Annotated in this window: 17 protein-coding genes; 11 read left to right on the top strand and 6 right to left on the bottom strand. The window is 64.6% G+C overall.

The genetic code is table 11. The features are described from left to right. Positions 1–14: 14 nt before the first annotated feature. The 7 genes from BLR29_RS23010 to BLR29_RS23040 all read left to right on the top strand — a co-directional run bounded on the left by BLR29_RS23010 (position 15) and on the right by BLR29_RS23040 (position 8,714). A complete protein-coding gene (locus BLR29_RS23010) occupies positions 15–1,400 on the top strand; it encodes an FAD-binding oxidoreductase (RefSeq protein WP_092139935.1) in 1,386 nt (461 codons plus the stop codon). 104 nt (positions 1,401–1,504) lie between these two features. Further along, positions 1,505–1,741 carry a hypothetical protein gene (locus tag BLR29_RS23015; RefSeq protein ID WP_092139937.1) on the top strand — a complete coding sequence of 79 codons (237 nt, stop codon included), beginning with the start codon at positions 1,505–1,507 and terminating at the stop codon, positions 1,739–1,741. A 41-nt stretch (positions 1,742–1,782) separates the two neighbouring features. Continuing rightward, positions 1,783–3,006: a polysaccharide pyruvyl transferase family protein gene (locus BLR29_RS23020; protein ID WP_255371378.1), complete on the top strand. Its 1,224-nt coding sequence runs from the start codon at positions 1,783–1,785 to the stop codon at positions 3,004–3,006. Positions 3,007–3,252: 246 nt separating this feature from the next. Next, positions 3,253–4,266 carry a LysR family transcriptional regulator gene (locus BLR29_RS23025; RefSeq protein WP_092139941.1) on the top strand — a complete coding sequence of 338 codons (1,014 nt, stop codon included), beginning with the start codon at positions 3,253–3,255 and terminating at the stop codon, positions 4,264–4,266. Between the two features lie 167 nt (positions 4,267–4,433). Further along, positions 4,434–5,990, top strand: coding sequence for an efflux transporter outer membrane subunit (locus tag BLR29_RS23030; RefSeq protein ID WP_092140060.1), 1,557 nt, complete (start codon positions 4,434–4,436; stop codon positions 5,988–5,990). Next, positions 5,987–7,165: an HlyD/EmrA/EmrK family protein gene (locus BLR29_RS23035; protein WP_092139943.1), complete on the top strand. Its 1,179-nt coding sequence runs from the start codon at positions 5,987–5,989 to the stop codon at positions 7,163–7,165. Before BLR29_RS23030 ends, BLR29_RS23035 begins: the two co-directional genes overlap by 4 nt. Positions 7,166–7,190: 25 nt before the next feature. Continuing rightward, the gene (locus tag BLR29_RS23040) at positions 7,191–8,714 is read left to right on the top strand and encodes an MFS transporter (RefSeq protein WP_092139945.1); all 1,524 of its coding nucleotides are present in this window, start codon (positions 7,191–7,193) and stop codon (positions 8,712–8,714) included. A gap of 35 nt (positions 8,715–8,749) precedes the next feature. Here the strand turns inward: BLR29_RS23040 and BLR29_RS23045 are convergent, their stop codons facing one another. Then, on the bottom strand, positions 8,750–10,273 hold the full coding sequence (locus BLR29_RS23045; RefSeq protein ID WP_092139947.1) for a CoA-acylating methylmalonate-semialdehyde dehydrogenase: 1,524 nt from the start codon (positions 10,271–10,273) through the stop codon (positions 8,750–8,752). A 401-nt stretch (positions 10,274–10,674) separates the two neighbouring features. Here BLR29_RS23045 and BLR29_RS23050 point away from each other — a divergent pair, with 401 nt between their 5' ends. From BLR29_RS23050 to lpdA, 3 genes are all read left to right on the top strand, one after another. Beyond that, positions 10,675–11,064: a hypothetical protein gene (locus tag BLR29_RS23050; RefSeq protein ID WP_092139949.1), complete on the top strand. Its 390-nt coding sequence runs from the start codon at positions 10,675–10,677 to the stop codon at positions 11,062–11,064. A 109-nt stretch (positions 11,065–11,173) separates the two neighbouring features. Further along, positions 11,174–12,016 (top strand): cytochrome c, encoded by an 843-nt coding sequence (locus tag BLR29_RS23055; protein ID WP_092139950.1) that lies wholly within the window; start codon positions 11,174–11,176, stop codon positions 12,014–12,016. Positions 12,017–12,166: 150 nt separating this feature from the next. After that, the gene (gene lpdA / locus BLR29_RS23060) at positions 12,167–14,005 is read left to right on the top strand and encodes a dihydrolipoyl dehydrogenase (RefSeq protein ID WP_092139952.1); all 1,839 of its coding nucleotides are present in this window, start codon (positions 12,167–12,169) and stop codon (positions 14,003–14,005) included. A 67-nt stretch (positions 14,006–14,072) separates the two neighbouring features. Here lpdA and BLR29_RS23065 read toward each other — a convergent pair whose 3' ends face one another. Continuing rightward, positions 14,073–15,056, bottom strand: coding sequence for a GlxA family transcriptional regulator (locus tag BLR29_RS23065; RefSeq protein WP_092139954.1), 984 nt, complete (start codon positions 15,054–15,056; stop codon positions 14,073–14,075). A 131-nt stretch (positions 15,057–15,187) separates the two neighbouring features. Here BLR29_RS23065 and BLR29_RS23070 point away from each other — a divergent pair, with 131 nt between their 5' ends. After that, positions 15,188–15,829 (top strand): HD domain-containing protein, encoded by a 642-nt coding sequence (locus BLR29_RS23070; RefSeq protein WP_092139957.1) that lies wholly within the window; start codon positions 15,188–15,190, stop codon positions 15,827–15,829. On the opposite strand, the gene BLR29_RS23075 is transcribed toward BLR29_RS23070, so the two are convergent. From BLR29_RS23075 to BLR29_RS23090, 4 genes are all read right to left on the bottom strand, one after another. Next, on the bottom strand, positions 15,830–16,267 hold the full coding sequence (locus tag BLR29_RS23075; protein ID WP_255371379.1) for a response regulator: 438 nt from the start codon (positions 16,265–16,267) through the stop codon (positions 15,830–15,832). It lies immediately after the preceding gene. Between the two features lie 188 nt (positions 16,268–16,455). After that, a complete protein-coding gene (locus tag BLR29_RS23080; protein ID WP_255371380.1) occupies positions 16,456–17,685 on the bottom strand; it encodes a CAP domain-containing protein in 1,230 nt (409 codons plus the stop codon). A gap of 474 nt (positions 17,686–18,159) precedes the next feature. Next, the gene (locus BLR29_RS23085) at positions 18,160–18,696 is read right to left on the bottom strand and encodes a hypothetical protein (RefSeq protein ID WP_092139962.1); all 537 of its coding nucleotides are present in this window, start codon (positions 18,694–18,696) and stop codon (positions 18,160–18,162) included. A 3-nt stretch (positions 18,697–18,699) separates the two neighbouring features. After that, positions 18,700–21,432: a DUF6531 domain-containing protein gene (locus BLR29_RS23090; protein ID WP_092139964.1), complete on the bottom strand. Its 2,733-nt coding sequence runs from the start codon at positions 21,430–21,432 to the stop codon at positions 18,700–18,702. Positions 21,433–21,798 lie beyond the last annotated feature (366 nt).

Genomic DNA, 21,798 nt, shown 5'->3' on the forward strand with positions numbered 1-21,798 from the left:
GACAGGAGGCAACCATGGAAGGTGCTCTGAGTGAAACCGTCGCTACCGCGCTCAAGGCGCATTTTCGCGGGCAACTGATTCAGCCTGGCGATGCGGCCTATGACCAGGCTCGCGCGGTGTACAACGGCATGATCGACAAGCGCCCGGCACTGATCGCGCGCTGCACGGATGTCGCGGACGTCATTGCGGCGGTGAACGCCGCGCGAGACAGCGGAATGCTGCTGGCGGTACGTGGCGGTGCGCACAATGGCGCCGGGCTCGGCACCTGTGATGGCGGACTGGTGGTCGATCTGTCGCCGATGAAAGGCGTGTTTGTCGATCCGAAGCGCAACACCATTCGCGTCGGTGGCGGCTGCACCTGGGGCGATGTGGACCATGCCGCCAGCGCCTACGGGATGGCAACGCCCAGCGGGTTCATCTCGACCACGGGTGTGGGCGGGCTGACGCTTGGCGGGGGCATTGGCTACCTGAGCCGCGCCTGCGGCCTGACGATCGATAACCTGCTCGGCGCCGAGGTCGTCCTGGCCGACGGGCGACTGGTCAATGCCAGCAGCGACGAGAACGCGGACCTGTTCTGGGCGTTGCGCGGCGGTGGCGGCAACTTCGGCGTGGTCACCTCGTTCGAGTTCAAGGCCCATGCCGTCGGCACGGTCTACGGCGGCCCGATGCTGTGGCCGATGGATCAGGCGCGCGAGTTGATGAAGTGGTGGCGCGATTTCATCCTGACCGCGCCGGAGGACATCAACGGCTGGTTCGGCTTTGTGACGGTGCCGCCCGGGCCGCCGTTCCCCGAGTCCGTCCACCTGCAGAAGATGTGCGCCGTGGTGTGGTGTTACACGGGTCCGCTCGATCAGGCCGAAGCGCGCTTCAAGCCGATTCGCGATGCCATGCCGCCAGCGGTGGACTTTGCCGGCCCCATTCCATGGCCGGTCTTGCAGAGCCTGTTCGACGCGCTGTATCCGCCCGGCCTGCAGTGGTACTGGAAAGCCGACTTCGTGACCGACCTGAGCGACAAGGCCATCGACCTGCACATCAAGTACGGGCACCAGTTGCCGTCCATGCATTCGACCATGCACCTGTATCCCATCAACGGCGCGGCGCATCGCGCGGGCCCCAATGACACCGCGTTCAGCTACCGCGATGCGAACTTCGCCAGCGTGATCGTCGGCGTCGATCCGGACCCGACCAACAACGACCGCATTGTGCAATGGGCCAAGGACTACTGGCTGGCGTTGCATCCGCATTCGGCTGGCGGCGGCTACATCAACATGATGATGGACGAAGGCAATGACAACGTGAAGGCCGCCTATCGCGACAACTACGCGCAACTGGCGGAAATCAAGCGCAAGTACGACCCGGCGAATCTGTTCCGCGTGAATCAGAACATCCGGCCCGCCTGAGCGTGGACCGAAGGTTGCACCTGCCGACGTCACCGTGGGACTCGCCGCCCTGATTCCCGGCGATGCCCACTCCCCTTGCCTGCTGGAATCGCGAGGAGATGTTCATGAGCAAGCTGGTTTGCGCGGGGCTCGCTGCCCTGGTGCTGCTCGCTGCCTGCGCTGACGCAGAAAGCGGCGTGGACTGTGCCGGCGGCATATCGATGGGTGGCTTAGGTGCAACGGGTGCGACGGGTGCAATGGGTGCAATGGGTGCAATGGGTGCAATGGAAGCGCTGGGGGAATTGGCTGGCGCAGCCTTCCCGACGAACGGCGGGCAGTTTTCGCTTTATCTATTGCGATAGTTGCGTTAGGCCAGGCCCTGCGGGAGGCCTATAAAGAAGGCGTGTCGACCACCGATTACGCCTCGATGCATCCCGACTGTCCCGCCATCCTGTTCGGCGCCTTCGACCGCCATAATTTCGGCGACCTCCTGCTGGCGCAAGTCATGGGGCGCCTGCTGGCCGACCGTCGCCTGTTGTACGCCGGCCTTGCCGACCGCGACCTGAGGGGTCATGGTGGCCATCGCGTGCACGCGATCACGCGTCTGGCCGCCGCTGTGGGCGACGCCGCTGTCGACATCATCCACGTGGGCGGCGAGATCCTGACCTGTCATGCGTGGGAAGCGGCCGTCATGCTCCTTGGCACAGAGCCAGCCCGGTCAATCATCGCCCAGCTCGATTCCCGCGCGCCAGAGCGCACGGCGTGGGCGCGCGACCTGCTTGGGCTGCCGGACCTCGCGCCTTACCTGCTGCCGGCCGGATTGTTCCCAAATACAAGGCGCGTGATCTATCACGCCGCAGGCGGCATCGAATTCGATCGCCTTGACCGGGCCATGCAAGACGAAGTGGTCGCCAAGCTCGGATCCGCAGCCCATGTCAGCGTCAGGGACCGGCAGACCCGCGCGATGCTGGCCGCGCATGGGGTGCGCAGTCATCTGGAGCCCGACCCGGCCGTCATGGTCCGTGAGTTGTTCGGCACGCGCATTGACAGCCGATGCCACCGCGGCGAACTGGCGGCCCTGCTGGCGGCCTTTCCGCGCGGTTACCTCGCGATGCAGTTCGCCGCCGAATTTGGCGATGACCAGACGCTCGCGCTGCTTGCCGGGCAACTCCAACGCATCGCGCGGTCCACGGGTCTCGGCGTCGTGCTGTTCCGTGCCGGCGCGGCGCCGTGGCATGACGACCTGTCCTGCTATCGGAGGCTTGCGGCGCGGCTGGACGATATGTCCGTCGCACTCCTTGAGTCACTCAACCTGTGGGATATCTGCGCGCTGATTTCGCGTAGCCGCTGTTATGCAGGCAGCAGCCTGCACGGCGGCATCGTCGCCAATGCCTTCGGCCTGCCGTGGCTTGGCCTGCTGCGTCCCGGACAAGACCCTGATACCAGCAAGCAGGCTGCCTTCTGGTCCACCTGGGGCACGGCTGGTGCCCCTGCAGCAGTACAGGTCGAGGCGATGGCCGACGGGGTGAATCAGGCCATGGCAAGCGACCCCGTTCAGCGCACGCGACTGGCCAGCGAACTCGTCAGTGCGTGCCGCGCGAGCTTGCAGTCGGCACATGGTGACTGAGCCGGCACCTGCCGACGCAGAGGAACGCTGAACCCCACCGCTGCATTCCCACACGCAATGGCAGCGGTGCCAAAAGCACAACACACCATTGCATTTGCCCGTGTGGGACGGATGGTGCATCTGAAGCCATGAATGTGACGTCCGTCCCCATTTACGACGGATGCATGCGTCGTTAGTATCTGACCAGTCAGTTATTTGATGAGCGTGCGCAGAGAACCTGGACGCGCATCGAACATCCCACGCAACATGAACGATTCGGAAGTATTGGAGCGCAGCCCTCACCAGAGCCTGCCAAATCGCGCTGACGCGTTGTCAGCAAGCTTTGCCACGAGCTACGCGGGCATCATGGCGTTTATGGCCGTGGCCAGCGCGGGGAGCTTCGCCAAGGCGAGCGAACGCCTGGGCATCGGGCGTTCCGCTGTCAGTCGCAGTGTCCAGAAACTGGAGGCGCAACTCAGCACGCAACTGTTCCTTCGCACCACGCGCACCACGACACTTACACGCGAAGGCCGGCGCTTCTTCGAGAACTGTCATCGGGGAGTGACGCACATGGTGGATGCCATGGACGACCTGTTCGAGCAGCGCATGGGCCCGCCGCGTGGTCTGGTCCGCATCAGCGCTTCGGTCGGATTCGGAAGAAAGGTCGTGGCGCCGTTGGTGGACAAGTTCGCGAAGGCCTACCCTGACATCACCATCGACCTTCTACTCGACGACCGGCTCACCGACTTTGCCTCGGACCGCGTCGATGTCGCGTTCCGTAGTGGGCATCTCGAAGATTCCAGCCTCATCGCCAAGCAGCTGATACCGATGCAAATGGCACTGGTGGCCGCGCCTTCCTACGTGGAAACACACGGGCTTCCGGATTCGCCGGACGATCTGCCTGACCACACGTGCATCAACTTCCGTCTCTGGAATGGTCGCTTGCTCGAATGGGATTTCAAGGTCGATGGGCTGTCGCGGAAATACCTGCCCGCAGCCCGTCTCACCTTCAACAATTTCGATCTGGTATTGCAGGCGGCTTTGCAGGGACGGGGTCTGGCGCTGCTGCCGGGCTACCAGGTCCGCCAGCACATCGCGTCGAAGAACCTCGTCGTGGCACTGCCCTGCCACACGCACTGCGATCGGGGGCACTACGTTTGCTATCCGAGCCGGCAACACTTGCCAACGCGCACTCGCGTCTTCATCGACTTCATGACCACGGAAATCCGCGCACTCGATCTGGATTGCCTTGGCCAATCCAACGTCGATTCGGCGCTGTGACGCTTCAAGCTGACCACGCGATTGGTGTCACGGCGACAACACACTGCGCACTGTGACGGCACTACCGGCCTCCCACGCCGAAGCCTAGGATTCTCCCCAAGCCGTCCATTCGGAAAATGTTCGATGCAGGTTCGGTGAAACCATTCCCGCCACCACCCGCAGCGATCATGACGCAACCCCTCAGCGACTTTCGGCAGTCTCCGGAAGCATCCTCCTGCACCGTTCCGGCGTTGCGGCACCTTGGTGCACCGGGCGTGCCGAGCGCACTGAGCGCACTGAGCGTGTTCGGTGCAGCGATGTTCCTGGCGGGCTGCGCCAGCATGACGGGGCTGGAGACGCAGGCCACGGTCGATGATGCGAACCACCTTGCTGCCACCGCATCGCTCGGCGCCACGCCCGTGTCGCCGGCAGCATGGCCGAAGCGTGCATGGTGGCAGGACTTTGGCGACCCGCAGCTCGATGCGCTGGTCGAGGCGGCGCTGGCCGGGCAGCCGACGCTGCGCGTCGCCGCGGCGCGCGTGCGCCAGGCCTATGCATTGGCGGGCGGTGCCAAATCCGCGCTGTTTCCGCAAGTCAACCTGGACGCCACAAGCACGCGCCAGCGCTTCAGCGAGAACAGCCTGGCGCCGCCACCGCTCGCAGGCAGCTGGAAGTGGTCCAGCGACGTGCAGCTTGGCCTCGGCTACGAGCTGGACTTCTGGGGCAAGAACAAGGCGACGTTCGACGCCGCGCTCGACCGCGCCCGCGCAGCGGAAGTCGATTACCACGCGGCGCGACTGATGCTGACGACGTCCGTGGTGCAGACCTACCTGAGGCTCGACGCCGCCTATGCGCAACGCGCGCTGACCGAACAGACGTATCGCCAGCGCCAGAACACGCTGGACCTGACGCGCCGGCGCGTCGATGCGCAACTCGATTCGCGGCTCGACATGAAGCAGGCCGAAGCGGCACTGCCGGCCACCCGCGAGCGGCTGGCCGCGATCAACGAGATCATTGCGCTGACCCAGAACCAGCTGGCCGCGCTGGCAGGCAACGGCCCGGATGCCGGCGCCGATATCCACCGCCCGCAGCTTGGCGATGGCTACGCGGCAGCGGTGCCGGCCTCCCTGCCGGCAGAGCTGATCGGGCGCCGGCCGGACGTGGTCGCGCAGCGCTGGCGGGTCGAGGCGGCCAGTCACGAGATCAAGGCAGCCAAGGCGCAGTTCTACCCCAACATCAGCCTGACCGCATTTGCCGGCCTGCAGAGCCTGAGCCTGTCCGACCTGCTGACGGCGGGCAGCCGCACCTTCGGCATCGGCCCGGCGATCTCGCTCCCCATCTTCGACGGTGGCCGCTTGCGTTCCAACCTCGGCGTCACGCAGGCGGAATACGATGCCGCCGCCGAACAGTACAACGCCACGCTGATTACCGCGCTGCACGACGTCGTCAACCAGCTGGTGTCCCTGCGCTGGCTGGCCGAGCGCGCCGGCGAGCAACACCAGGCGCTGCAGCTGACCCAGGAAGCCTACGACCTGGCCGTGTCGCGTTATCGCAGCGGCGTCGGCAACTACCTGCAGGTGTTGTCGGCCGAAGGCCAGGTGCTGCAGCAGAAGCAACTGCTGATCGATATCCAAACCCAGGAGCGCACGCTGCACCTGGAACTGATCCGCGCCCTCGGCGGCGGATACGAAGTGGCTGCCACGCCCGCCGACGGCACGGGCGCGGCGACAAGGAGCGCGTCATGAACCCCGCCAGCCAACCCAAGTCAGCCATCGACGTACCGGCGGAACCGGTCGGCGTCCAGTCGGCACGGCGCTGGCGCATCGCCGCCGCGGCCGCCGTCGTCATCGCTCTCGCCGCCGCAGCCGGCTACTGGCTGCAATACAGCCGCCATTGGGTATCGACGGAAGACGCCTATGTCGAAGGCAATGTGGTGCAGGTGACGCCGCAGGTAGGCGGCGTGGTCACCGCGATCCTCGCCGACAACACCGACCTGGTCGAATCCGGCAAGACACTGGTCGAACTCAACGGCGTCGATGCGCAGCTCGCCCTTGCCACGGCGCAGGCCCAGCTTGCCCGCACGGTGCGCCAGGTGCGCGGCCAGTTCGCCACCGCGGGCCAGGACCGGGCCAACGTCGAACTGCGCTCGCTCGATCTGGCGCGGGCCCGGGAAGACATGGCGCGCCGCTCGGCGCTGGTCGCAAGTGGTGCGATCTCGGGCGAGGAACTGGTCCACGCCACGCACGCCGTGCAAGCCGCCCGTGCGTCGCTGTCCATGGCCACCGAGCAGCTCAAGCGCAACCAGGCGCTGGTCGAGCGCACCTCCGTGGACTCCCACCCCGATGTGCAAGCGGCTGCCGCACAGGTGCGCAATGCCAGCATCGCGCTGTCGCGCACGCGCATTCCGGCGCCAGTGGGTGGCGTGGTCACCAAGCGATCCGTGCAAGTCGGGCAGCGCGTCAGCGCCGGCGTGCCGATGATGTCGGTGGTGCCACTGGATCACCTGTGGGTCACGGCCAATCTGAAGGAGTCGCAGCTGCGCGATATCCGCCTGGGCCAGCCGGTGACGCTGACCACCGACCTGTACGGCGACGGCGTGGTGTACCACGGCCGCATCATCGGGCAGGACGCCGGCACCGGTAGTGCCTTTGCGCTGCTGCCGGCGCAGAACGCCACCGGCAACTGGATCAAGGTGGTCCAGCGCGTGCCGGTGCGCATCGCGCTGACTCCGGCCGAAGTGGCAGCCCACCCGCTGCAGATCGGCTTGTCGATGAAGGTCTCCGTCGATACGCGCTCCCGCGACGGCAAGCGGCTGGTCGCCCTCGACGCGTCTGGCCAGAACTACCGCACCACGGTGTTCGCCGATGAAATGGCACGCGCGGACGAATTCGTGCGCCACATCGTCGAACAGAACCTGTAAGCGGCAACGCAACGGAGGAGAGAGCATGAGCCCTGCCAAACCCCCGCGCCTGCTGCTGTTGACGATTGGCGCGCTGACGGCGATCGACTTCCTGCAGAACGGCATGGTGGCCTTTGCCGCCGCCCCCATCATGGGCGAGATCGGCGCGAGCCCCGAGGAGTACAGCGCCATCGCGGCGGCCTACGCCAGCGTGGCCGTGGTCGTGATCGCGCTGCAGCGCTGGATGGTGGAGCGCGTGGGATGGCGCCGCTATGTGCAGGCCGCGCTCTGCGTGGCTGCGTTCGGTGCGGTCTTGTGTGCGAATGCCGACAGCTATCCGGGCCTTCTGGTCGGCCGCATGGTCATGGCGCTGGGCTGCGCAGGCATGGTGACCTCATCGCGGCTGGCGGTGAACCTGATTCCGCCCAGCCCTGCGCGCTTCACCGGCATCAAGGCACTGGTCACGGGTGTGTGCGGCAGCATGGCGCTTGCGCCCTGGCTGGCCTCGGCCATTGTCACCGGGGACCGCTGGCCGCTGATCTTCTGGCTGGTGGCCACCGCTGCCGTGGCGCTGCTTCCCGCCACCAGCATCCTGCCCGATGACACGACGGCGCCGGCGCAACGCTCGGACGCGCATCCGCTGCGGCTTGCCGCATTGGCGGCAGGCAGTTTCCTGGTCTTGTTCGTGCTGCAGCGGTCCTACTATGATTTCTACGCCAACCGCCTCTGGCTCGTGGTTGGCGCGATAGCTGGCGCCAGCGCCCTGCTGGCCTTCATCTGGACGGAATCCAGGAGCGACCGGCCGCTGCTGCGACTGCGCAGCCTGGTCGAGCCGCGCTACCTGAGCGGCCTGACGCTCTTTACGTTCTGCTATGTCGCGCTCGGCTCGAACGGGTACCTGCTGCCCATTGTTCTCCAGCGCTCGCTGGGGCACTCATGGTCCACCACCGGGCAGTTCTACGCGCTAGGTCTGGCCGCCGCCGTGGCGACCTGGTGGGTGATGTCGCGCCTGCTGCCGCGCTGGCCGGGCCCGCGCAAATACTTCGTCGCGGGCTTCCTGGCGCTGGCGGCCTCTTCCTGGCTGATGAGCCGGCTCCCGCCCGCCCCCGACCTGTGGCGCCATGTGCTGCCCGCACTCGCGCTCTATGGGGTCTTCATCATGACGCTGGTTCCTGTCACGGCCATGCAGACCTTCAACGGCGTCACGCAGGACGAGTCGGTGTTTTCGAACGCGCAGCAGACCAAGAACATGCTGGGGCAGATGGGTCAGGCGCTGGGCGTGACGATTGCCACCGTCGGGCAGCAGTGGCTGACGGCGATTCACTACAGCACGCTGCATGGCGCCGTCAATCCTGGCAGTCCGCAGTTTCACGAGGCTCACGCGCGCTACACGGCCGCGCTCTCCGCCTCGATGGACCCGATTCGCGCCGCGGAACTCGCCACGGCGCAGATCGCGCAGGTGATGGTGCAGCAGTCCGCGCTGCTGGCCAACCTCGACCACTTCCGCGCGCTGGCGGCGGTGGCGCTGGTGGCCATCGCGGTGAGCCTGGTCCAGAAGGTGATTCGATAAGCGCCCACCCGCAGGGCAAGCGGGCGCTTTCCCGCCTATTTGGCCACGGGCATCGCGAACTCCGCGCCTTTGGCGATGCTGTCGGGCCAGCGCTGCATGACGCTCTTGTAGCGCGTGTAGAAGCGCACGGCTTCCTCGCCGTATGCGTGGTGATCCCCGAACAGCGATCGCTTCCAGCCGCCGAACGAATGCCATGCCGGCGGCACCGGACTCGGGATATTGATGCCCACCATGCCGATCTGAATCTGCCGGGCAAATGCGCGCGCCGTGGCGCCGTCGGATGTGAAAAGCGAGACGCAGTTGCCCAGTTCGTGCGCGTTGACGAGTGCAATCGCACTCGCGAGATCCGGCACGCGGACCACCGACAGGACCGGCCCGAAGATCTCCTCCCGATAGATGCTCATATCGGGCTTCACGTCGTCGAAGAGCGATCCGCCGAGGAAGAAGCCCTCTTCGTGGCCGGGCACGGTATGGCCGCGACCGTCGACGACGAGCCTGGCACCTGCCGCGACGCCCGCATCGATATAGCCCAGTACCTTGGTGCGATGCGCGGCGCTGATAAGCGGCCCCATGTCCAGATCGGGTTCCATGCCGCCGCCGATCCTGAGCGAGCGCACGCGCGGCGCGAGACGCTCGACCAGCTCATCGCCAACACGCCCTACCGCCACCACGACGGAGGTCGCCATGCAGCGCTCGCCGGCCGAGCCATACGCCGACGCGATCAGCGCATCAACCGCTTGATCCAGATTGGCGTCCGGCATGACGACCAGATGGTTCTTCGCGCTGCCCAACGCCTGCACGCGCTTGCCGCGCTTTGCGCTCTCGGTGTAGATGTACTCGGCGACCGGCGTCGAGGCGACCGCGGAGATCGCGGCCACATCGGGATGCTCGATCAGCGCATCGACAACGGCCTTGCTGCCATGCACGACGTTGAAGACGCCTTTGGGAAAGCCCGCCTCGATGAACAACTCGGCAAGCCGGATCGATGCCGACGGCGTGCGCTCCGATGGCTTGAGGATGAACGTGTTGCCGGTGGCGGCCGCCATCACGAACATCCAGCACGGCACCACCACAGGGAAATTGAACGGCGTAACGCCCGCGGCCACGCCGACCGGCTGACGCAGATTCCAGTTGTCGATGCCGCCGCTGATCTGATCGGTGAATTCGGTCTTGAGCAGGTTCGGAATGCCGCACGCGAATTCGACGATTTCGATACCGCGCATCACCTCGCCCCTGGCATCCTCGAACAGCTTGCCGTGGTCGCGCGTAATGAGCTCGGCGAGCTCGTCCTGATGCGCCTCAAGCAGTTCCTTGAACCTGAACATCAAACGCGCGCGCTTCAGCGGCGCGGTTTCGCTCCAGGCCGGAAACGCGGCTTTCGCAGCGGCGACGGCGGCGTTGACTTCCGCTACGCTCGCGACCGGCACGCGGGCTGTCACCCGGCCCTGCGCGGGATCGAATACCTCGGCGAACCGCCCGCTCGTGCCTGCGGCGCGTTGACCATCGATGAAATGACCCAGCTCGCGCACGCGTGCGGCGCTGTGATTTGCTTCGCTCATACGTCCTTCCTACACGTTAGATGGGCGATTCACGCTTGAACAACCGGCGCGCCCCTCGCCCGCACTGCGCCACACGCGGTCCGTGCGGCCATGCAGTGCCATCCTGCCCACGTCAGCTTGTGCAACACACACTGATTCCTGCCACCAGGTCCGTGTGACCATCGGGATCAGGCGTCTGCTGACGACTCGTTGAAGCAGTGTATGTTTTGCGGGCTTTCGCCGAGGCCCTGACTGTGGCGGCCTGGGGCCATTTGATGCTTATTTCTGGCCATCGCGCCGGAATCTGCAGGATCTCGCATCTCTGACCTCGCGCGGGCATGGACTGGTCAGCTTTGACCGAACGCCCGGCGCATGGCAGCATCGCGTAACCTTGAACTTCCAGACCACAAACAGGAGCCTCAATGATCGGGAATCGGCTTTTGCTGATCGCGGCCGTCGCCACACCGCTGCTGGCGGGCTGCGCCAGCGGCACGAGTACGGAATACCTCGAATCGCAGGACGGCAAGCAGCTTCACTCGGATGCCAGCGTGGGCGATCTGGTGCTGTGCCTGAAGCAGAAACTCGGGGACGATGCCAATGTGCTGGCCTATCCCGAACCCGGCAAGGTCGATGTGCGCGTCGGCTACGGCCATCGCGCCGATGCGGGGTACTCCTACCTGATCAGCCTGCGCGCCGCCGCGCGGGGTACCGATGTCGAGATCCGCAGCGCAGGCGATTGGCGCCCGATGCTGAGCCAGGGCCGTGTCACCGGATACGTGAAGGATTGCAAGCCGGGGACAGCGGTGCGGTGAAGTTGGGGCATGCGGGCGGCCGCCCCCCCACGGCTTCGCGCCCCCGCCATCGCATACACTGAGTTCAAGCCGCACATCCCCCACGTCCCCCGGTTCTGGAGAGAGACCCATGAAGGTCTGGATTGCAAAGGCAGTTGGTGCGCTTGGTTGCGCCATGGCGTTCCTGGCAAGTTCGGCGAGCGCCGAGCCCGTGACGCTGGTCATTTCGGCCGATACGCAACAGCGTAGCTGGACGGTCGATGCACTGCTCAAGGACCGTCGCCTCACTAACGTGACGGTGGAAGACGAGAACCTGAAACGCCGCCTGACGTTCAGGGCGATCCCGGTGGCCGCGCTACTGCGCGGCATGCCGGTGGCGGCCGATGCAACCGCGACCACTGCGGCCAGCGACGGCTATGTCTCCCACCTGCCGATGCGCCTGTTGCTGGCCGATAGCGCCGACGCGCCGCGCGCCTGGCTGGCGGTCGAAAACCCCGCCAGGCCGTGGCCCAGGCTGAAGGGCCAGAGCATCGGGCCGTTTCGACTGATCTGGACGCTACCGTCGGGCCACGCCGCTTCCGTGGTCAACGAGAGTCTGTGGACCTACAACATCGTGCGCATCAACATCACCGCATCGCCTGCGGAGCGCTTTGCGGCCATCCGGCCCGCCGCCGACCAGCCCGCCGACGGCCCCGTCATGCGCGGCTTCACCACCTTCCAGCGCGTTTGCTTCTCTTGCCACTCGATGAACAAGGTTGGCGATGCTCACCTTGGCCCGGACCTGAACGTGCCATACAGCCCGGTGGAGTATCTGGGCGACGACAAGCTGGTCAAGCTGATCCGTGACCCGCAGTCGTTGCGCTGGTGGCCTGACGCACGCATGTCGGCCATCGACGAAAAGACGCTCTCCGAAGCGGATCTGAAGGACCTGCTGCTGTATCTGCATCACATGGCCGGACGCAAGGGACCCTGACGCTCGCCCCTGCCGAGGGCGACAGCAAACGGCGCCGCAAATGGCCCCAGATACCTAGGGTAAATACCTAGCACCGGCCACCGTGGCGGCATCCGTGAAATCCTAGACTGGTAGTTTTCGCTACACGACAACCAGAAAAAGGAAGCCAAGATGGCCGCGATCGAAGTGAAGGTGCCTCAGTTGTCGGAATCGGTCTCCGAGGCCACGCTGATCCAGTGGAAGAAGAAGGCGGGAGACGCCGTTGTGCGCGACGAGATACTCGTCGAGCTGGAAACCGACAAGGTGACCCTCGAGGTGCCAGCACCCGAGAGCGGCGTGCTGGCGACAATCGTCCAGCCGGACGGCGCCACGGTGCATGCCGACGAGGTCATCGCGACGATCGACACCGAAGGCAAAGCCACGGCCGCCGCTGCCGCCCCTGCCGCAGTACCCGCCGCCGCTCCGGCCGCGGCCCCGGCGTCTTTCTCCGCGCCGCCGCCCGCTGCAGCTACCGCTCCCGCCCCGGCATCCAGGGCAGCGCCGGTTGGCGCAGGCGCCGACGCATCGGCCGCCGCCGATTTCGACGTGATCGTGATCGGCTCGGGGCCAGGCGGCTACATCGCGGCGATCCGCGCCGCCCAGCTTGGCAAGACCGTGGCCTGCATCGAGGAATGGCTGGACCCCGCAGGCAAGCCACGGCTCGGCGGTACGTGCCTGAACGTTGGCTGCATCCCTTCCAAGGCGTTGCTCGCCTCGTCCGAGAATTTCGAACAGGCGCGGCACGGGCTGGCCGAGCACGGCGTCCAGGTCAAGGGCGTGACGCTCGACCTGGCGGTGATGATCCAGCGCAAGGCTGCCATCGTCGACAAGTTCACGGGCGGCGTGGAGTTCCTGTTCCGCAAGAACAAGGTGACCTGGATCAAGGGCCACGGCAAGTTCCAGGGACGTGCGGCCAACGGCGTCGTTACGGTCGAGGCGAGCGAGGGAGGCAAAGGCGGCGGCGTGAAGTCATACACGGCCCGCAACGTGATCATCGCCACGGGTTCGAAGGCGCGCCATCTGCCCAATGTGCCGGTCGACAACAAGATCGTGTCCGACAACGAGGGCGCCCTCTCCTTCGATTCCGTGCCGAAGCGGCTGGCCGTGATCGGCGCCGGCGTCATCGGGCTGGAACTCGGCTCCGTCTGGCGCCGGCTGGGCGCCGAAGTGACGATCCTCGAAGCCCTGCCGACCTTCCTCGGCACGCTGGACGAGGCGGTGGCGAAGGAAGCCGGCAAGCTGTTCAAGAAGCAGGGCCTGACGATTCACCTCGGCGTGACGATTGGCGACATCAAGAGCACCGCCAAGGGCGTCAGCATCCAGTACAAGGACAAGGATGGCGCCGCGCAGAAGCTCGATGCCGACCGGCTGATCGTCTCCATCGGCCGCGTGCCCAACACCGACAACCTCGGGCTCGACGCCGTCGGCCTGGCGGCCGATCCGCGTGGCTTCATTCCCGTGGACGAGCACTGCAAGACGTCCGTGCCGGGCATCTACGCGATCGGCGACGTCGTGCGCGGCCCGATGCTCGCCCACAAGGCGGAGGACGAAGGCGTGATGGTGGCCGAGGTCATCGACGGCCAGAAGCCGCATATCGACTACAACTGCATCCCGTGGGTGATCTACACCGAGCCCGAGATCGCGTGGGTCGGCAAGTCGGAAGCGCAACTCAAGGCCGAGGGCCGCGAGGTCCGCAGCGGCCAGTTCCCGATGATGGCCAACGGGCGGGCGATGGGACTGGGACGTCCCGATGGCTTTATCAAGATGATCGCCGACGCGAAGACCGACGAGATCCTGGGCGTCCACATCATCTCGGCCAATGCGTCGGATCTGATCGCGGAAGGCGTGGTGGCAATGGAGTTCAAGGCCGCGTCCGAAGACCTCGGCATGATCAGCCATCCGCATCCGTCGTTGTCCGAAGTCATGCGCGAGGCCGCACTGGCCGTGCAGAAGCGCGCGCTGAACATGTAGCGTTGCCGGGTCGGCGGCGCCTGCCGTCGACCACGCTGATGGGCCGGACGGGCTGCGTCAGTCCGCGTCAGTCCGCGCCCATCGCATGCCGCTTGCGATAGTCGGCAGGCGTCACTCCCACCACGCGCAGGAAGGCGCGGCGCAGCGTATCGACGCTGGAGAACCCGCATTCGGCGGCCACCTGCTTAGGCGCCAGGTCGCCCGCCTCCAGCAGTTGCCGCGCCACGCCAACGCGTGCGGCTTCCACCCAGCTGGCCGGCGTCACGCCCACTTCGTCGTGAAACAGCCGCGTCAGGTGCCGCGCGCTGATGCCCATCCTCGCCGCCAGGGCCGGCACATCGTGCGGCTCGGCCGGATGCGCGGCCACCCATCGCTGGAGCTCCTGCAACGCCGACCGATTGGCCGCCGCTGGCGCGGCGCGGCTGAACTGCGCCTGCCCGCCGGGGCGCTTGAAGAACATGACAAGCTGGCTGGCCACCTTGAGCGCCACCTCGCGCCCGAGATCCTCCTCGACCAGCGACAGCGCCAGATCCAGTCCCGCCGTGACGCCCGCCGACGTCCGCACCTTGCCATCGCGCACGTGAATCGCGTCGGCATCCACGCGGATCTCCGGATAGCGGGCCGCCAGCGTATCGGCGGCGGCCCAGTGCGTCGTCACACGCCGTCCGTCCAGCAACCCCGCCTCGGCCAGCAAGAACGCACCGCTGCAAACCGAACCGTAGCGGCGCGCCCTGGGCGCAACCAGCCGCATCCAGTCCAGCAGCAACGACTCCGACGGCGCATCGCCGGCATGCGGCGCACCGGCCACGAGCATCGTATGCAGGCGGGGCAATCGTGCCGCCCGGGGATCGTCCTCGATCACGATGTCCGGCAATAGCCGCACGCCGGAAGAGGCGCGAATGGCGCCCGCCCGCAGGCTCACCACCAGCATCCGGTAGGCCTCCGTGCCGGCCTGGAGATTGGCTTCGGCAAAGACATCGAGCGGCCCGGAGACGTCCAGCAACTGGACACCTTCGATGGCTAGCAAGGCGATGGTTCGGGGGGCAGGCATGGCGAAATCCGGAAGGTCGGCAATGGTGTCTGAATCGTAATCGATTGTCTCAAATCATCGTATTACGATCATTGCAGCCATGCTACCCGCACTCCTACACTCGGACAACCCCTACCCGAACAGGAGCAGACATGCACTTCACCCTTGGCGAAATCGCCGTGCCCGATAGCCAGCTTGCCCGCGACATCACCCAACTTGTGCGCGACACGGAGTCGCCACTGCTGTTTCACCACTCCAGCCGCGTCTACTACTTTGCCGCGCTGGCCGGCAAGCGACGCGGCCTGAAGGTCGACCCGGAACTGCTCTACGCGGGCACGATGTTCCATGACATGGGACTGACGCCCGCCCATGGCAGCGCCGACAAGCGCTTCGAAGTGGATGGTGCGAATGTTGCCGCCGATTTCCTGCGCAGCCGCGGAATCGCTCAACAAGACATCGACAAGGTATGGACCGCAATCGCGCTGCACACGACGCCGGGCATCCCGGAGTTCATGGACCCGGTGGTGGCACTGGTGACGGCCGGTGTGGAAATGGACGTACTGGGTATCCAGTACCACGCGTTCGCGGATGAGGACCGGGAGCGGATCGTGCACGCCCACCCGCGCACGGAGCATTTCAAGGAGGACATCATCCAGGCCTTCCATGACGGCATCCGTCACAAGCCCGACACCACCTTCGGCAACGTCAAGGCGGATGTGCTGGCCGACAAGGACCCGCACTTCCACCGGGGCAATTTCTGCAGCGCGATTCGTTGCTCGGCCTGGAAAGGCTGATCACGGGAGGCGGAGGATCAAGGGCTGGTCACAGGTGGAGAGGTAGCGCCGCACCACTGCCCGCAGCGCCTCGAAGCTCACCGGCTTCGACAACACCATGTCGGCGCCGGCCATCAGGCAGGCCAGCCGCTCCTCCGGGCCGGCGGTCGCCGTGATGACGACGATAGGCAGGCGCTTGATATCCTCGCGGGCCTCCCTGGCCCGGACAGCGCGCGCCAGTTCCAGGCCATCCATGCCGGGCAGGCCGACATCCGTCAGCAGCAAGGCCGCTGGTTCGCGCTGGAGGGATTGCCAGGCTGCGACGCCGGTCTGGCAGGTATCGACATGGCAGCCGCCGATGCCCGCAAGCTGGTCTTCCAGGACCAGCATGCTGACCGGATGGTCTTCGGCAACGACGATGCGTGGCAGCGCGAGAGTGGCAGTAGGATGATCGGGCAAGGCAGGCGGTGGCGAGCAACGATGCCCCGATCATGCACGAGAGCGCTGCCGGCGGGTTGCGGAAATTTCCGCAAATACCAGCAGGTTCTTCCGAAAGATGGGGCTGCCCTTTCAGATCGACGCGCCGGGCCAGCGATGCGCCAGTGACGCCCTCGCGATCCCGGCGGTCGCCTGCCCGGCGCGATCGCTTAGCGGGTGGTGAAGGACCAGCTCAGGTTGACCGGCTGGGTTCCCAGCTTGCCGGCCACGGTCACCGAGTAGCGCTGCTTGCTGACCAGCGGCGACTGCGGCGTGCAGATGGCCAGCCCGCGTGCGTAGCTGGACATTCCGGCAGAACGGCTATCGACCTTGAGGCAGGAGACATTGCGGCCCTGCGCGTCGGTCAGCGTGAAGGTATCGGCGGTGAACTGCAGGCTGGTATTGATGGCTTGCAGCAGGACCGGATAGCCTATCGTCTTGCCCTCGTAGCCGGGCGCCGGGTTGGGGCTTTCATTGTTGACCCAGGTCGGCGGCACGTCGGTCTGGCCATCGAAGGGATAGGCCACCATCAGGTTGTCCGCACCAGCCTTGCTGGCGTCGGCCAGGTCGATGGTCTGGAAGTAGGTCGCGGCGGTGCCGCTGCCGTTGGGGCCGACGCTCTCGGCATAGCCACTGCCAGCCGACTGGTAGCCGCCCAGCAGCGCAGCGCGGTGGAAAGGAGCATTGAGCAGATCCACCACCAGGGCATCCTTGGGCGAAAGCGACAGTTGCGCATTGGCGACCGAGGTCCACCTGTTGGCGCCGGCCACCACTTCGGCAGTGGCATTGGTCGGGTAGACCGCCTGGATGCGCGCGTCAGGCGTGGCACCGGTATAGCCAGGCTTGCCCGACTGTTCGGAGTGGGTCAGCAGGTTGTTGGCCAGCATATAACTGGTGTGGTTCTGCGCCGCCGTGCCGAGCGCAGTGCGTGCCACCAACGGCGGCAGTCCAACCTGTTCGCGCCGGAAGTTGACGTAGCAAAGGCCCGCGGTGCGCGGCTCGCCGAGCACGGTGTAGTTGCCGACGCCGGCACCGCGGGCGGGCAACAGGCTGACCACCGTGGTGTTGGCCGGTGCCGGCACGCTGCCGCTGACGGTGTAGCACGCGCCCCCAGTGGCGGGCGTGGTCGGCGTGGTCGGCGTGGTCGGCGTTGTAGGCGTTGTAGGCGTCGTCGGAGTTGTAGGCGTCGTCGGGTTCCTGGAGCCGCCTCGCCTGCTGGTATATGGCTGAGTCGCCGAGCTGCCACCCGAGGCGACTGCCTTGGTGGCACTACCGTCGCCGTCGCCGTCACCGCCGCAGCCGGCCAGCACGACAGCGGCGCAGGCAGCAATCAGGTGGAGCGTCGGATAGAGGTATGAAGGGCGCGCCGTGCGCGCTTGAATGGCGGAGTTCGCAAGCAAGGATTTCCCGGGCATCAGTCTGCAGGTAAGTTGACGAAGATGGAGGGGAACTGCCCAGGCATCCGCCCGCACAGGCAGACGCCGGATGGGTGCGGGCGCGACGGCTTGCAATGGCAGAAATGGCGCCCGGGCTGAACCGGTCGGGCACGATCTTATGAGGCAGCGCCTTGCAGCGTCCAGCTTGCTAACAATGGCTTACGTGTGACCCGCCGGCGGAGCACTTGGCGGTGTGGGGGCTGATGCTTCGATGGCAGAGTTCGGCCAGACTCCGCCATTCCCTGTTTCGTCGCAAATGTCTCCCGTGGGGTGAGAAACGGACGCTCCCCCTGGACTGTCCGTTTCAGATTCACGCTGCTGCTGGTGCGTTACCGTGTGACGCTGAGCAACAGCCTTGCGAATAAGCTTCTGCTTCAATGACAGCAAACCGAGCCGACAGCAACCGATTGGTTTCTGTCAAGTGCCCTGGACAACCGGCTAACTGCTAAGCATCGGGTTGAGTCGCATCGCTGTGATGAAGGCCAACATGTTGGCCAAGAGAATATCCGTGGCCAAGAGCGAAGCCATCGCGGCGTCGAGGCTATCCGAGTTCACTAGTTGGTTCTGAACAATACGGACTGCGCCAGCCCAACTCTTCACCCAGTTGGCAGCCTCACCTTCCATGACCAGGACTTTCCCAATCCCCCTGGTTAAAACTGAGACAACCTCCACTGGCAGACTTTCGAACATTGCAGCAATACTGCAGTCGGCAGGCCACGATGAATGAATCAAATAAGTTGTATCCCTGTCATCGTGGCTCTCTGCTGAGCCGAGTATGACGAGCAAGTCGACCTCAATCGGATCAAGGAGACTAGACAACGGCTCCAACGCGCGTGTCCATTGCTCAATTTCCTGGACAACTTCGTTTACGTAGGAAACGCGATTGCGAAGTGCAGTCAGGTGCGCCTCAGAGAGCTGAAGAGGGGGCGCTAACAGGTACTCAGTCAGCACCGTTGGTAGGTTGTCCAGAGCCATGTGTCAGTAACGAATCGGCACATCCACATTTGCCGCCCGTTCCCACTCGGGGAGTTCGGGTGGAAGAGTCTTGCAGTATAACTTTACGCGCCCAATAGCCTCCTTCAGTCCACTTTGGAGCTGAATAACAGCATCGTAATGTCCTCTCGTAGGCGTTGGCGAATTCAGGTATTGCGGCAGCCTCTTATTTACCAGTTTGTGGTAGCGCGATTGCGCATTCTGGCGCGCAACGGTACATCGTGGATCCTCATTGCAGGTCAGTGGCTTGACGATTCGGGTCGCGAGTTCGCGCAGGGAGCTTGCCCCGTCATCAATCGTACTGGCCATCGCGTTCCATCCCTCATTCATCAACTGGAGGATGGCGTTAGGGTTCCCTCGACTCCCAAACAGATCGCTCTCCGGCGAGCTTAGATAGGTGGGGGCCTGGCTACTGGACCCTCCGGGGGGGACTGGCCGCGGCGAGGGCGGTGCTCGCTGAGCGTGAGCTGGTGCAATCCACGCTAAGATCCACGTCACGAGGCGCTTCCACGATGCAGCGAACCAACTAGTCTCTGTGAGGTCTGTGGATCTGCTCGTTTGATCAACAGTTACAGAGAATGGCCCGGATATGCCTGACATGCCAGTCGGGACGGGGTCATCCACAATCTCGATCAGGCGGTGCGCGGAATCATAGGTGTAGTCTCTGTAAAGCGTGCCGTCCGGTCCGCGGACTGCCGTGAGAAATCCAATACGATCGTACTCGTATTTGAGCAAGAATCCGTTGACCTCGTAGGAGGTTGGTCTGCCATTGGCATCGTACTGATACCGGATGTGGTCGCCGTCCAGCGTCACTGCCTCTAGCATGCGGCCTGCCGCATCGTACTGAATGGCTTGGGCTGTCCGACCTGCCGCGTCGTTGATCGTCAGGAGATTGCCGCCGCCGTCATACGTGTACGTCCACTGCCCCACTTTCGTGCCGTCGACCCGCTCCGTTGTAGTGGATTTCAAGCCGTTAGGGCCATAGGTCCATTCCGTGCTGGAGACGGGCCCAGCGGGGGTCACGTTGATTCCTTGGCTTCCATTCGGATCCGTCGTGTCATACCGGACGTAGCCGATCAATCGGCCGCTTGCGTCGTAGCTGAAATACTCAAAGTAACCTGGCTCGGCAACCTTTAGCGGCAATTTCCAAGTCGGATGCCACTCGGTGGTCGTGGTCTTTGCGTCGGCCGTGCCGTAGCCCTCGATGCGCTGGGTTTCGCGGCCGAGCGCGTCATAGCTGTAGCGCGTCTCCTGGTCCGCAAAATCCCGCTTACTCGCGACATTCCCCGCCGTATCGTAGGTCACCGACTTGGCGATATCCCCGCACGCCGGACAGGGCGCAGAAGCGCCGGTCGCGCGCAGCACCTTGCCCTGCAGTTCCGAAGTGAAGGTCCGACTGGCGCCGTCCGCGGTAGTGACCGACGTTTGGCCATTGCCGAGGAAGTTCAGTTGGAACTTGTCGACGCCGCCGGCATGCTCGGTGCTAATGGCCCGGCCGAGCGAATCGTAGCCGTAGGTCGCGAAGCGAACACCCTTTTCGTCGGTAATGCCTGTCAGCGCCCACGGGTATTGGGCGTTTTCGTAATGGTACTTGCGCAGCGCGCCATCGGCGTAGGTGACGGTGCTGAGCATGCCGTAGAAGTCATAGCCATATTGCAGTACGGTGCCATCGGGCAATGCCGCACTAGAAATCCGACCTCGCGAGTCATACGTAAAGCGGATCGTTTGTCCGAAATTGTTGCGCACCTCGACCAGGAGGTTCGCATAAGGCGCCACAGTCGTCGGTGTGCTGCTGTCACTGTATTTCAGCGACGTGGTCCAGCCATTGCGCTCCCGGACCAGGATCAGCTTGCCGCTGGCATCGTAGTCTTCGGTACGGTCGTTGCTACGGTCCGTGAGGCGCCAGCCCGGTGACGTGCCTCCAGCGTCAGATACGGCGACTAGCTGGTCGCCCTTGCCATCCGTCGCGGTCCAGATGCCGCTGCTGAGCGCGAAGGTCGTCGAGGTAGCGTCTCTGCGCAGCGCGGCCAGGCTCGATGTCGCACTGTAGTACCTGGAAAGATCCAGCCGGCGTTGCCACTCGTGCATCCAGAGCGTGCCGAAGCCGTCGCTGGGTGCGACGAGGTAGCTTGATCGATAGGTACGCACGAGGGACAACGGCTGCGGACCCGCACCAACATAGTCGGTGTCCTGTTGTTGCTTGATGCCGGAGCCGACAAGACACGGATTGCCAACACGACAGGTCTTCTCGACGAGCTGGTTAAGGGGAATCGACGATGATGGGTAATTGGCGACATTTCCCTGTATGGATATGCGCGGCGGCGGTGGCGTATATATTCCTACATTGTAAATATCATTTATCGGATCATTTAAGTTGTGGCAGCCTTGAATAGTACTAGCCCACCAATAATTGGAAGGAACTCCCGGTGGCGGAGCGCCAAGGTATCCGCCCGCATAGTAAGCCACGACTGGCCAATCAGTGTCTGGATAATAATATGCTGCCTTGATTATCTTCCCCGCCGGGACATCAGCGCAGGTCAAGTTTTGATTTGAAGAGCTTTGCGCCCCGGCTGGCGCAAGGTAAAGCGACAGTAAGCCCAGAAAAATACCGAGCAGGATGCTGATTACTTTCCTCTGAAGAAAGACAGGTGACTGGCTAGAGAGAGGAAACAATTGTTGCGCTTTGGCGGCGCCCTTCCCCGAAATAGATAAACGCATGCTTCGACCCTTCCCGCTATGCGCTGGCTGCCAAGGCGCCGCGCTGTGGTTTGGACCGAGTCTAAACGGAGCGGCGATATCCGATGTATCGCGTAGTGCACATTAGATATAAACCAAATTGAACTCCGGCACGCACTTTGGGTGTCAAGGGCCGATTGAGGCGACGCCACCCTGCGCTGGTCTCACGCGCCTCTGGCCAGCCCCACCGCCCTGCGGAACCCCACCGATAGCATCGAACCTATCAAACCACACGCCCTTGTCGGCATCTCGAAATAGCCCGCCCTGCGACATCTGCGTGAGCACTAGTCAGTATCCGAGCGGCCGCATTGCGTCAGACTGCTGTCGTCGCTGGCACGGCGCTCGAGC

The organism is Cupriavidus sp. YR651, from assembly GCF_900101625.1.
Taxonomy (GTDB): domain Bacteria; phylum Pseudomonadota; class Gammaproteobacteria; order Burkholderiales; family Burkholderiaceae; genus Cupriavidus.